Annotated in this window: 11 protein-coding genes; 4 read left to right on the plus strand and 7 right to left on the minus strand. The window is 53.9% G+C overall.

Annotated features, from left to right (window positions below; genetic code table 11):
• Positions 1-39: 39 nt before the first annotated feature.
• Together HA50_RS13060 and sanA are read left to right on the plus strand one after the other, a co-directional pair.
• On the plus strand, positions 40-1,737 hold the full coding sequence (locus tag HA50_RS13060; protein WP_084876042.1) for an NAD-dependent malic enzyme: 1,698 nt from the start codon (positions 40-42) through the stop codon (positions 1,735-1,737).
• Between the two features lie 135 nt (positions 1,738-1,872).
• Positions 1,873-2,592 carry an outer membrane permeability protein SanA gene (gene sanA, locus HA50_RS13065; RefSeq protein ID WP_084876043.1) on the plus strand — a complete coding sequence of 240 codons (720 nt, stop codon included), beginning with the start codon at positions 1,873-1,875 and terminating at the stop codon, positions 2,590-2,592.
• 75 nt (positions 2,593-2,667) lie between these two features.
• Here the strand turns inward: sanA and mglC are convergent, their stop codons facing one another.
• From mglC to HA50_RS13105, 7 genes are all read right to left on the minus strand, one after another.
• A complete protein-coding gene (mglC, locus tag HA50_RS13070) occupies positions 2,668-3,678 on the minus strand; it encodes a galactose/methyl galactoside ABC transporter permease MglC (RefSeq protein WP_084876044.1) in 1,011 nt (336 codons plus the stop codon).
• Between the two features lie 18 nt (positions 3,679-3,696).
• Positions 3,697-5,217 carry a galactose/methyl galactoside ABC transporter ATP-binding protein MglA gene (gene mglA, locus HA50_RS13075; protein WP_084876045.1) on the minus strand — a complete coding sequence of 507 codons (1,521 nt, stop codon included), beginning with the start codon at positions 5,215-5,217 and terminating at the stop codon, positions 3,697-3,699.
• 70 nt (positions 5,218-5,287) lie between these two features.
• Positions 5,288-6,283: a galactose/glucose ABC transporter substrate-binding protein MglB gene (gene mglB, locus HA50_RS13080; RefSeq protein ID WP_084876046.1), complete on the minus strand. Its 996-nt coding sequence runs from the start codon at positions 6,281-6,283 to the stop codon at positions 5,288-5,290.
• Between the two features lie 307 nt (positions 6,284-6,590).
• Positions 6,591-7,631 carry an HTH-type transcriptional regulator GalS gene (gene galS / locus HA50_RS13085; RefSeq protein WP_084876047.1) on the minus strand — a complete coding sequence of 347 codons (1,041 nt, stop codon included), beginning with the start codon at positions 7,629-7,631 and terminating at the stop codon, positions 6,591-6,593.
• A 146-nt stretch (positions 7,632-7,777) separates the two neighbouring features.
• Positions 7,778-8,932 carry a DUF418 domain-containing protein YeiB gene (yeiB, locus tag HA50_RS13095; RefSeq protein WP_084876049.1) on the minus strand — a complete coding sequence of 385 codons (1,155 nt, stop codon included), beginning with the start codon at positions 8,930-8,932 and terminating at the stop codon, positions 7,778-7,780.
• Positions 8,933-8,985: 53 nt separating this feature from the next.
• Positions 8,986-9,651 (minus strand): GTP cyclohydrolase I FolE, encoded by a 666-nt coding sequence (folE, locus tag HA50_RS13100; protein ID WP_084876050.1) that lies wholly within the window; start codon positions 9,649-9,651, stop codon positions 8,986-8,988.
• Positions 9,652-9,775: 124 nt separating this feature from the next.
• Positions 9,776-10,906 carry a YbfB/YjiJ family MFS transporter gene (locus tag HA50_RS13105; protein WP_084876051.1) on the minus strand — a complete coding sequence of 377 codons (1,131 nt, stop codon included), beginning with the start codon at positions 10,904-10,906 and terminating at the stop codon, positions 9,776-9,778.
• A 102-nt stretch (positions 10,907-11,008) separates the two neighbouring features.
• Here HA50_RS13105 and ptrR point away from each other — a divergent pair, with 102 nt between their 5' ends.
• Both ptrR and HA50_RS13115 read left to right on the plus strand, forming a co-directional pair.
• On the plus strand, positions 11,009-11,920 hold the full coding sequence (gene ptrR, locus HA50_RS13110; RefSeq protein WP_084876052.1) for a putrescine utilization regulator PtrR: 912 nt from the start codon (positions 11,009-11,011) through the stop codon (positions 11,918-11,920).
• Between the two features lie 59 nt (positions 11,921-11,979).
• Complete coding sequence (locus tag HA50_RS13115; protein ID WP_084876053.1) at positions 11,980-13,104, plus strand: S-(hydroxymethyl)glutathione dehydrogenase/class III alcohol dehydrogenase; 1,125 nt, start codon at positions 11,980-11,982, stop codon at positions 13,102-13,104.
• Positions 13,105-13,108 lie beyond the last annotated feature (4 nt).

Raw genomic sequence — 13,108 nt, forward strand, 5'->3', positions numbered from 1 at the left:
CGACACGCCAGAAAACACTGCAACCGGAGCAAAAACTGCATGGAACTCGAGTACGAAAGTAAACGTCCGCTGTATATTCCTTATGCCGGTCCGATCCTGCTGGAATTTCCGCTGTTGAATAAAGGCAGCGCCTTCTCCCTCGAAGAACGTAATGAGTTCAATCTCAATGGCCTGCTACCCGAAGCAGTTGAAACCATTGAAGAACAGGCCGAACGTGCGTGGCGTCAATTCCAGGATTTCAAGAACAATAACGACAAGCACGTTTACCTGCGTAATATCCAGGACACCAACGAAACCCTGTTCTACCGTCTGCTGGACAATCATCTGGAAGAGATGATGCCGATTATCTATACCCCGACGGTCGGCGCCGCCTGTGAACACTTTTCTGAGATCTACCGTCGTGCGCGTGGCGTCTTTATTTCCTATAACAACCGCGATCGCATCGAAGACATGCTGCAAAACGCCACCAAACAGAACGTGAAGGTGATTGTGGTAACCGACGGTGAGCGCATCCTCGGTCTTGGCGACCTGGGTATCGGCGGTATGGGGATTCCGATCGGTAAACTGTCGCTGTATACCGCCTGTGGTGGTATCAGCCCGGCTTACACCCTGCCCGTGGTGCTGGATGTGGGTACTAACAACCAGCAACTGCTGAATGACCCGCTGTACATGGGCTGGCGCCATCCGCGTATCTCGGGTGAAGAGTACGAGGAATTCGTTAACGAATTTATCCAGGCGGTGAAACGTCGCTGGCCGCAAGTGCTGCTGCAATTTGAAGACTTCGCGCAGAAAAATGCCATGCCGTTGCTGGAACGCTATCGCGATGAAATCTGCTGTTTTAACGATGACATCCAGGGCACCGCGGCCGTGACCGTTGGTACGCTGATTGCCGCCAGCCGTGCTGCGGGCAGCCGCCTGTGCGAGCAAAAAGTGGTGTTCCTCGGTGCCGGTTCTGCCGGTTGCGGTATCGCCGAGCAGATTATCGCGCAGATGAAATCTGAAGGCCTGAGCGATGATGAAGCGCGTGCCCGCGTGTTGATGGTGGATCGCTTTGGTCTGCTGACCGATAAGCTGCCGAACCTGCTCGATTTCCAGAGCCGTCTGGTGCAGAAGAGCGACAACCTGAAAGCGTGGGATATCACCAGTGATTCCATTTCCCTGCTGGATGTGGTGCGCAACGCTAAACCGGACATCCTGATCGGTGTTTCAGGTCAGCCGGGCCTGTTCACAGAAGAGATCATCCGCGAGATGAACAAACACTGTAAACGCCCGATTGTGATGCCGCTGTCAAACCCCACCTCACGCGTGGAAGCCACCCCGGCAGATATTATTGCCTGGACCGACGGTGCCGCACTGGTGGCAACCGGTAGCCCGTTTGCACCGGTTAGCTGGAAAGGCAAAATCTATCCAATTGCCCAGTGCAACAACTCCTACATTTTCCCTGGCATCGGTTTGGGTGTGATCGCTTCTGGCGCGTCACGCGTGACCGATACCATGCTGATGACCGCCAGCCGTGCTTTAGCCGATTGTTCACCGCTGGTGAATGACGGCGAAGGCCCGGTGCTGCCGGAAATCAAGGATATCCAGGGCGTCTCCAAAGTGATCGCCATGGAAGTGGGTAAAGCCGCACAGCTGGCTGGTGTTGCCGTGGTCACCTCAGAAGATGTGCTGTCCAGAGCCATCAATAACAACTTCTGGCTACCGCAGTATCGTCACTACCGCCGTACCTCAATCTGATTGAGGTTAATTGCCGGGCAAATCCGCCCGGCAATGCGCAAAAAAACGCCAGCTGACTGGCGTTAACTTGCTTCCCGCAGAGGCCTCAAGTAGCCTTGAACCATTCCTTTTTCCGCCAACCGAGTGCCTGCGCGCATGATTAAACGCGTTTTCTTTGGTCTGCTTTTCATCATCTTACTGATGGTGGCGACCGCACTTGGCCTCGATCGCTGGATCAGCTGGAAAACCGCCCCCTTCATCTATGAAAATGTCGCCGCATTACCGCATCGCCAGGTGGGTGTGGTGTTAGGCACGGCCAAATATTATCGTACCGGCGTGATTAACCAGTATTACCTGTATCGCATTCAGGGTGCTCTCAACGCTTACAACAGCGGCAAGGTGAATTACCTGCTGCTGAGCGGCGACAATGCGCAGCAAAACTACAACGAACCGATGACGATGCGTCGCGATTTGATCAAAGCAGGTGTCGATCCGGCCGATATCGTGCTCGACTATGCCGGGTTCCGCACGCTGGATTCTATCGTTCGTACCCGCAAAGTTTTCGATACCAATGATTTCATCATCATCACTCAGCGATTCCACTGTGAACGCGCGTTATTTATCGCCCTGCATCTGGGGATTCAGGCGCAGTGCTATGCCGTGCCTTCACCAAAAAATATGCTGACGGTGCGTTTCCGCGAAGTGGGCGCACGCTTAGGCGCGTTGGCAGATTTGTACCTGATGAAACGCGAACCGCGTTTTCTCGGTCCGCTGGTGCCGATTCCGGCGGTGCATGAAGTGCCAGAGGATGCACAGAGTTACCCGGCGGTGACGCCAGAACAGTTGCTGGAGCTGGAACAGAAGCTAAAAAAATAAAAAGGTCGGGATAAATCCCGACCCTGTAAAACGGTAGGGTCACCATTGATGGTGACCCATGCACAGATACTAACGTTACTTTTTACGGGCGTATTTCAGCGAGTCCAGCGCCACCGCGAAGATGATGATGCCGCCCTTGATGATGTACTGCCAGTAAGGGTTCACGCCGATATAAGTCAAACCGTAGTTGATGACGGTGAAGATGATCACACCGGTCACCACACCTGCGACCGTACCCACACCACCGGCGAAGGAGACACCGCCGACCACGCAGGCCGCAATCGCATCCAGTTCATACATAAAGCCGAGGTTGTTGGTCGCACTGCCGATACGCCCCGCTTCCAGCATCCCACCGAAGGCATAGAACACCCCGGACAGCGCATATACCAGAATCAGGTTCAGCGGCACGTTAACACCGGAGACTTTCGCGGCTTCCGGATTACCCCCGATAGCAAAGATGTTTTTACCGAAGCGCGTTTTGTTCCACAGGATCCAGACGAAGATGATGGCGATAATCGCGTAGAAGGTGATGTACGACAGTTTGAAATCACCAAAGCGGAAGAAGCCCTGGGCAAATTTCGAGAAGCCGGCATCAAAACCCGCAATCGGCGATGCGCCGACGAAGTCGTAGTACAGCGAGTTAATACCGTAAACGATAATCATGGTGCCCAGGGTGGTGATAAATGGCGTCACTTTCAGGTAAGCAATGATCACGCCGTTCACCAGCCCGATGATGCCACCAATGATGCACACCGTCACAATCACCAGCGGAATCGGCACGGTATCCAGATGCGGGAAGACTTTGTTGGCGTTATCCATGGCCTGCAACAAGGTTGCCGCCACCACCGCCGCCAGACCCACCTGACGCCCCGCCGACAGGTCAGTACCCTGGGTGACAATCAACCCGGCCACGCCCAGCGCGATAATAATACGCACTGATGACTGGGTCAGAATATTACTCAGGTTCATTAAACTTAAAAATGTCGGATCCTGGAAAATAATAATAGCCAGCAGTACCAACAGGACAACATAAATGCCGCCCTCTTTTAACCAGGTTAGCGCATTCTTTTTAGTAGTCGCTTTCATGTTAAAGCCCTTGCTTCATTAAAGGTGTAATGACGCTAAACGCAGGATTTCATTCTGCGAGGTCGTTTTAGTATCAACAATGCCCGCTACCAGTCCATTACTCATCACCAGAATGCGATCGGTAATGCCTAACAGTTCTGGCATTTCAGAAGAGATAATGATGATGCCTTTTTCTTTCTTCGCCAGCTCTGCAATCAGCTGGTAAATCTCGAATTTTGCCCCGACGTCAATACCACGAGTCGGTTCATCCAGCATCAGAATTTCCGGCTGAGTTAATAACCAGCGGCCAATAATCACCTTTTGCTGGTTACCGCCAGAGAGCGATCCAATTTGCGTATGATGACCCGGCGTTTTCACCCGCATGGCATCAATCACCCATTGGGTGTCGCTTTTCATCCGTTTATTGTCCAGCAATCCCATATTGTTTTTATACTTTCTGATATTGGAAATAAGTGAGTTAAAACCAATATCGAGGTAAGCATAAATACCGGTGGAACGCCGTTCTTCCGTTACCAGCGCAAAGCCGTGATTAATGGCTTCATTAGCACTGTGGTTATTAATCGCTTTGCCATGCAGCTTAATGGTGCCACCTGATTTCTCGCGAATCCCAAACAGGGTCTCGACGATATCAGTACGCTTAGCACCCACCAGCCCGGCAATGCCAAGAATTTCACCTTTATGCAGATCAAACGAGATATCGCGAATCGACGGCTGACGCAGCGACGTCAGATTACGCACTTCCAGAATCACTTCACCCGGCACGTTAATTTTGTCCGGGAAGCGCTGGTTCAGTGAGCGGCCAACCATCATGGCGATGATCTTATCCATATCCAGCCCTTCCAGTGGCTGGGTGGCAATCCATTGTCCGTCGCGCAGGATGGTTATTTCATCACACAGCTGGAAAATTTCTTCCATCTTATGCGAGATATACACAATACCGCAGCCACGATCTTTCAATTTACGAATGATAGTGAAAAGGTGATTAACCTCTTTCTCCGTCAGCGACGACGTTGGCTCATCCATAATAACGATTTTGGCGTCATAGGAAAAAGCTTTGGCGATTTCAATCATCTGCATCTGCGAAACAGAAAGATTGGCCACTTTATCGCGCGGATCAATATCGATATCCAGTTCTTCAAAGATCGCTTTGGTATCACGATACATTTTGTCCTGATCGACAAAAACACCTTTGCGTGGATAACGGCCAAGCCACATGTTATCCATTACGCTGCGTTGCAGAACCAGGTTTAATTCCTGATGCACCATTGATACGCCATTTTCCAGCGCTTCTTTGGAGCTTTTGTAATCAATTTCTTCACCCTGAAACAGGATGCTCCCCGTATCCTTTTTATAAATCCCAAACAGACATTTTAATAATGTGGATTTGCCGGCACCGTTTTCACCCATTAATGCGTGAACGGAGTGAGGCCGCACTTTTAAATTCACATTATCTAAGGCTTTAACCCCTGGAAATGATTTCGAGACATTCGTCATCTCCAGCAGATATTCACGCTGTGTGGTCGGATTATCACTGGCCATAATTTACCTGGCTAAAAAAAGCGTTGGTCAGATGCAATAAGGCGCGGCGAAATGCCGCGCCCGGGACGGATTACTTCACAAACTGAGACAGATTTTCTTTATCTACCGGTACATAAGGAACGCGAACGATTTTATCAACCATCTTGAAGTTGGTACCTTCGGTCGCAGGCTTACCATCAGCCAGGTTTTTCGCCATATCCAGCGTCGCTTTCGCCTGGTTTTCCGCATCGTTCAACACGGTACCGGCCAGTGCGCCAGATTTGATCAGCGCCAGCGCCTCTGGCAGGGCATCCACACCGAATACCGGGATAGAGGTCATGTTGTGCGCTTTCAGCGCTTCAACTGCACCCATTGCCATGGCGTCGTTGTTGGCGATAACCACTTCGATTTTCTTGGCATTCGGGCCTGACAGCCAGGCGTCCATTTTGTCTTTCGCCTGTGCGGTATCCCACATCGCGGTATCCATCGCTAACTGCTGCGTTTTAATGCCGTCTTTGTTCAGGGTATCGATAACGTATTTAGTACGCGCTTCGGCATCCGGATGGCCCGGCTCGCCTTTCAGCAGCACGAACTGAATTTCGCCATCTTTGTTCAGATCCCATGCCGGGGTCGCTTTCCAGTGTTTCTCAATCAGTTTGCCCTGGATTACGCCAGACTCTTTGGAGTCAGTACCCACGTAGTAGGCTTTGTCATAGCTGGCCAGCACTTTGGCGTTCGGTTCTTTGTTGAAGAACACCACCGGCACATCATTGGCTTTCGCTTTATCAATCACCACTGCGGCCGCAGCCGGGTCTACCAGGTTGATCGCCAGCGCTTTCACGCCTTTAGCCATCAGCACGTCAATCTGATCGTTCTGTTTTGACTGGTCATTCTGCGAGTCATTCATCAGCAGCTGTACGCCACCAATTTTCTTCGCTTCACTCTCAATGTCCTTACGCACCATGGACATAAAGTTGTCGTCATATTTGTAAATGGTGACGCCAATGCGTGCATCTGCGGCGTGAGCAGTCGCACCAAACATCATGCTGGCAACCAGTGCTGTGAGCGTGAAAACCTTCTTATTCATGGTATCTCCGGTTTTTTTATGCAGGGTATTTCATCGCGCCATGCTGCTCTTTGGCAGACAGCGCAGTCGGTTGAAACTCTCTGGTGGGGCGGATGCAGCAAGCTCAAAGCCAAACCACCACCGTTTTCCTGACTTCCCTGTGCGTAACCGCTTCCTGAATAATGTTGTGAACCATTTCAATCGGCTGCTGAAACCATACCGGGGAAGGAAAACCCGGCGTTACATAATGTTTCAGTCCGGTAAGACGCTGCCATCATAGTGATCGGCATGTTAATTAACTGTGAATACAATCACAGATTGAAAACGGTTACACAGCCCCATCGCCTGAATTAGTGACAGACTCCACATTTTGCCGCTGGGCCACCGAATGGCGGCGAACCAGCGTCGGCATAAAGCAATGGGTAGCATGCGGATCCAGTTCCCCGGCGGCACCTTTCAGCGCCAGCTCGGTAGCCAGTTTCGCCATGGAAACAATGGGATAACGCACAGTCGTTAGCTGTGGATCGGTATAACGTGAGATGGGAATGTCATCAAAACCGATGACGGAGAAATGCTGTGGCACCTGAATGCCATTGTCTTTCAGCGCAGTGAGCGCGCCTGCGGCCATGCCATCGTTGTAGGAAAATACCGCGGTTAAATGTTGGTTACGTCCCAGCAACTCAACCATCGCCGCTTCGCCGCCCTGCATATCCGGTTCGGCCTGCGCGATCCAGCTTTCCGGTGGGCGGATCCCCTGCTCTGCCAGGGCCTGCAACCAGCCTTCACGTCGCTGGGCGACATCTTCAATCGGGTGGCTGGAGCTGAGAAAACCAATGCGTTGATGCCCCTGTTGTAACAGCATGCGCGTAGCAACCAGCGCACCGGTCACGTTATCGAGGCAGACGCAGCGGTGTTCAAAACCCGGAATAGTACGGTTTATCAGTACCATACCAGGAACCTGTTCGAGGAAATGCGCCAGTTCGGCGTCTGAAAGCGTTTTCGCGTGCACCACCAGCGCGTTGCAACGCTGGCGGATCAGCACCTCAATGGCATGGCGTTCTTTCTCTTCCAGATGCCAGGAGTTGCTGATCAACACGTGTTTTTGCATGCGCTGGGCCACGGTATCTACCGATTTCACCAGCGCACCAAAAAAGGGGTCAGAGACATCCATGACGACGACGCCAATGGTGTCACTGACCTGAGTGGCCAGTGCCTGAGCATTGGCATTAGGCCGGTAACCCAGCGTATCTACCGCCTGGAGTACGGCTTCGCGGGTATCCGCGGTAACGGCACTGCTGTTATTGAGCACACGCGAGACGGTGGCTACCGACACGCCGGCCTGACGGGCGACATCACGAATCGTTATCATGCAGCTGTTCCACAGAGGAGAAAATGCGCCTGGTGCGCGTAACGGCGCTATTCTGTCAGGGCCTCTGGGGATGCAGCGTGAATTACGTCACACGAATGAAAACGGTTACATACAATTCTGCAACCTTTGTGATGGCCGTCATTATCTTACCGGATCGCGTTACGCGATTTACCCGCCGCCAATGCCGTCAGTTTGCGCCATAACCACTCCATCGGCCCCTGGCGGAACCGGCGCAGCCACAGCACGGAAAACAGGATATTAACCAGCCAGATAGGTGGGACAAAAGCCAGCAATTGCAGGCGGTCATACTTCATAAACAGGCCGAAACGATAAAACAGCGTGGTGCAGATCAGCGTCTGCAGCAGGTAGTTACTTAACGCCATCCGTCCGACGCACTGAATGGCGAAACTGATACGCGTTGCGGCGATCTGTGGCCAAAAACCGAGACAAAGCGCGGCATAACCGAGGCTGAGAAACGGGCTGGCGACATCGCGCGGTACCTGCAAATAAAATCCGCTCCAGATGAAATCCCAGCCAAGATGCCATTGCCCGATGATGCCCGGAATGGCAATCAGCCAGCCCACGCTCAGTAATATCGCGGCTGCGCGGCGATAATGCTGCACGCTGAATTGCCCGCTTAACCAGCCGGTGCGCATCAGCGCAGCACCAATCAGCATCAGGCCCGCCAGCTGCCAGCCATATTGCGAGGCCAGTGCCATCAGGCTGGAAGAAAGATGATCGAGGCGGTTCTGTACCGCTTCCCAGCCACCTAACAGCTTCCAGTAGCGTTCATACTGGAGATCGGCTACCCCCGGCAACCAGGAACGGCTCGGTTGCGGCGAAGAAATCGTGCCAAACACCAGTAACACGCCGCACCCCACCAGATACAGCAGCGCGCCGGTTTGTAATAATGCGCGGTTCGAAGGCACTTCACGCAACATGCGCCAGATAACCAGCCCAATCAGGCCGTAATCCAGCAGGATATCCCCTTCCCAGAAAAACAGCGCATGGATCAAACCCAGCAGCACCAGCAACGATAAGCGCGCCGAAATCCAGCGGCTGCCGCGCGGAATCTGCATATGCAGCCCGGCACCAAACAGCAACGCGAATAGCGTCAGGAATTTGAGTTGTGCGAGGCCGTCCATCACCGCCCAGGTCCAGGCGTCAGACAGTGAGATATCACCCTGCCACGCCGGATTCAGGTATGCCGCAGCGGGCAAGCCGAAGCCAACGATGTTTAACAGCAAAATGCCGAGAATGGCGCAACCACGAATGAAATCCAGCGCGAGATAGCGTTGCATCGGGTGTCCTGAGGGAAAAATGAAAACGGGCGGCAAACGCCGCCCAAACAGTCTTAGTTATGACGTACCGCGCGCAGAAACTCCTGACGGGTATTCTGGCTGGATTTAAACAGGCCACCTAACGAGGTGGTGGTGGTGGCGCTGGTGGCATCTTTCACACCGCGCGCTTTGACACAGTAATGCACCGCATCAATCGACACCGCCACGTTATTGGTGCCAAGCAGCGTCTGTAACGCGATCAGCACCTGCTGGGTCAAACGCTCCTGCACCTGCGGACGCTGGGCAAAGAACTGCACGATACGGTTGATTTTCGACAGGCCAATCACTTTGTCTTTCGGAATGTAAGCCACCGTCGCTTTACCATCGATGATCACGAAGTGATGTTCGCAGGTGCTGGTCAGCGTGATATCACGTACCGTCACCATTTCATCAACCTTCATCTTGTTTTCGATAACGGTGATTTTGGGGAAATTGGCGTAGTCGAGACCTGAAAAAATTTCATCCACATACATCTTAGCGATGCGATGAGGGGTCTCCATCAGGCTGTCATCTTCCAGGTCAAGATTCAGCAGCTGCATGATTTCGGTCATGTGACCGGCGATCTGACGCTTGCGGGTTTCATCGTCCATTTCACGCACCGGGGCGCGTAACGGCGTTTCCAGGCCACGCGCCAGCAGCGCTTCATGAACCAGGGCGGCTTCCTGACTTAAGGTGCTCATCGTAATCTTCTCCGGCAGGTGATGCGCCCGCAGGTCGGTGCCTGCGGGGGAATTTCTGAGCGCGTATTGTGAAACACTCCGCGCCCTTAATCCAGCAATCAATCTGATTGGAGATGAAAGCTTTTCATGGAGCGCTACGACGCAACACCAGCGCGCCCGCCAGCAGTAAACCGGCTCCGGCAACCCATAAGGCCGGTTCCAGCTGATGCCACAGCAGAGAAGAGACCCACGACAGCAATGGCCCGCCGAGTTGTCCGACGGCATAGCCCGTGGTCAGCAGCCCGGCCAGATAACGCGTATGCTGCGGAGCCAGCTCACGGCCATATTGCAACGTCAGCTGTACCACGCACAGAAAACCACCACCGACCAGCACAGCCCCGATCATCAAACCATCCAGCCCCGGCAGCACGCTGGCGGCGATCACGCCCAGCGCCTGCGCCCACAACACCAGCGCCAACCGGACATGACTGCTGCCCCAGTGGCGGGTGATGATGCCAAGGAGGATGCCGATGACCGCCGCACCGCCAAACACCGGCCAGACAAACTGGGCGAAGGCGCTATGCGGGAAACGGGCTGCCGCCATTTGCGACAGAAAGGTTGCGGGTAGAATGTAACCAAACCCGGCCAGGCTGTAACTCAGTACCAATCGCTTGAGGTTACCATTCAACACCAGCGGCGCGGGGGCCTGATCGGGCCGATGCAGCTGGCCCTGGCGCGGCAGAAAACGGGCGATGGCCGCAATCAGCAGCAACGCCAGTAAACCATACGCGCCCCACGCCAGCGCGGCACTGGCTCCGGTGGCATGCAACAGCACTGCCAGCATCCCGCTGAGGAAGATCCCGGTGCCCGGTCCGGCAAACACCGCCGCTGACAATCCCGGGCGTCCATGATGCAGCAGTTGTTCATTACTCCATGCCGCCACCAGCACCATCGCCCAGCCGCTGGCACAACCGATAAGAAAACGAATCAGACCATGCAACCATGGGCCGGAGACACAGGCAGAGAGCAACGTCAGCAGCACCGCGCCCCATACTCCCAGCTGCAAGCGCCATTCGACGCGCGTGCGTGCCCGCATGGCATCAAAGGAACCACACAAATACCCCAGATAATTCAGTGCCGCCACCAGGCTGGCACTGGTCAGCGTCAACTGATGGTCCTGAATCATTAATGGGACCTGTGGCGTAAAAGCAAACCGCCCAATCCCCATCGCAACCACTAAACTTAAGAATGCACTGAGCGCGACGCGAAACGCCATAACTAACCCCTGATATTGTTTTATCACTTGCTTCAAGCATGCGCGATGTTTAAACTCACGAAAAGTGAATAATATTAACGAAGTTGTTTACGAGAAGAGAATATGGATCTGGTCCAACTACGCATGTTCTGTTCTGTGGCTGAAACCGGTTCTCTGGTTCGGGCGGCGGAACAGCTGCATCGGGTTCCCTCGAACCTCACCACCCGTCTGCGCCAGCTGGAAGAAGAGTTGGGCGTGGATCTGTTTATCCGCGAAAAGCAGCGTATCCGCCTGTCACCGATGGGTCATAACTTTCTCAACTACGCCCAGCGCATTCTGGCGTTGAGCGATGAAGCGCTGAGTATGGCACGCGCCGGTGAACCCGGTGGTAACTTTGCGCTCGGTTCAATGGAAAGCACCGCAGCCACGCGCCTGCCGGGCTTGCTGGCGGCATATCACCAGCGTTTTCCCTCGGTAGCGCTGTCGCTGATCACCGGCACCTCGGGCGAGATCATCGATAAAGTGCGCGAAGGCACGCTGGCGGCCGCGCTGGTTGATGGCCCGGTGACCCATGATGATCTCAACGGCTGCATCGCTTTTCGTGAAGAGATGGTGTTAATCACCAGCCTTGAACACAAGCCGATCATCAATGCGCGTGATACGCAGGGCGATACGTTGTTCGCCTTTCGTAACAGCTGCTCGTATCGCGTCAAACTGGAATCCTGGTATCGCGATAGCCAGACCGCGCCGGATAACGTGATGGAAATCCAGTCTTATCACGCCATGATGGCCTGCGTTGCAGGCGGTGCGGGTGTGGCGATGATCCCGGCATCGGTGCTGAACCAACTGCCCGGAAAAGTTCGGGTGCAGGAACATGCGCTACCCCCGGCGTATCGCGACACCGCAACCTGGCTGATGTGGCGTCGGGATGCGTTCACCCCCAATGTCGAAGCATTGAAGTATTTGATTATTGAATTATTTGATGACCGGCCGCTCAACGATGAGCTGATGCATCCGCTGCATGCGACCGAGTAAATTTAACCGTTATAAAGACCAACGGGCCGTTGGCCCGCATCTACAGAAAGAGGAATTGCATGAACATGATTAAAACCCGTGCCGCCGTTGCCTGGGCAGCTGGCGAACCACTGAAAATCGAAGAAGTGGATCTGATGCCACCACAGAAAGGCGAAGTGCTGGTACGCATCGTGGCGACCGGTGTATGCCATACCGATGCGTATACCCTGTCGGGTGCCGATCCGGAAGGCGTGTTCCCGGCGATTCTTGGTCATGAAGGTGGCGGCATCGTGGAAGCGGTGGGTGAAGGCGTAACCAGCGTGGAAGTCGGCGATCACGTGATCCCGTTATATACCCCGGAATGCGGCAAATGTAAGTTCTGTCTGTCAGGCAAAACCAACCTGTGTCAGGCGATCCGCGCCACCCAGGGTAAAGGGTTGATGCCGGATGGCACCACGCGTTTCTTCAAAGACGGCCAGCCGATTTTCCACTATATGGGCACCTCGACGTTCTCTGAATACACCGTGGTTCCGGAAATTTCACTGGCAAAAATCAGCAAAGAAGCCCCGCTGGAAGAAGTCTGCCTGCTGGGTTGTGGCGTCACCACCGGCATGGGCGCGGTGATGAACACCGCTAAAGTGAAAGAAGGCGATACCGTGGCGATTTTTGGTCTCGGTGGCATCGGCCTGTCGGCGATTATCGGCGCGAAAATGGCGAAGGCGGGTCGCATTATCGGTATCGACCTCAACACCAGTAAATTCGACCTGGCGCGCAAATTGGGCGCAACCGACCTGATTAATCCAAAAGATTATGACAAGCCGATTCAGGACGTGATCGTTGAGCTGACTGATGGCGGCGTGGATTACTCGTTTGAATGTATCGGTAACGTTAACGTGATGCGTTCCGCGCTGGAGTGCTGCCATAAGGGTTGGGGTGAGTCGGTGATTATTGGCGTCGCCGGTGCCGGTCAGGAAATCTCCACCCGTCCGTTCCAGCTGGTTACCGGTCGCGTGTGGCGTGGCTCTGCATTTGGCGGCGTAAAAGGCCGTTCACAGCTGCCGGGCATTGTGCAGGATTACCTCGACGGTAAATTCGCGCTCAATGATTTCATTACCCATACCATGCCGCTGGAAGATATCAACGAAGCGTTTGAGTTGATGCACGAAGGGAAATCTATCCGTTCCGTGGTGCATTTCAACAAATAACCAG

It is taken from the genome of Pantoea cypripedii, from assembly GCF_002095535.1.
In the GTDB taxonomy this organism is placed as follows: Bacteria; Pseudomonadota; Gammaproteobacteria; order Enterobacterales; family Enterobacteriaceae; genus Pantoea; species Pantoea cypripedii.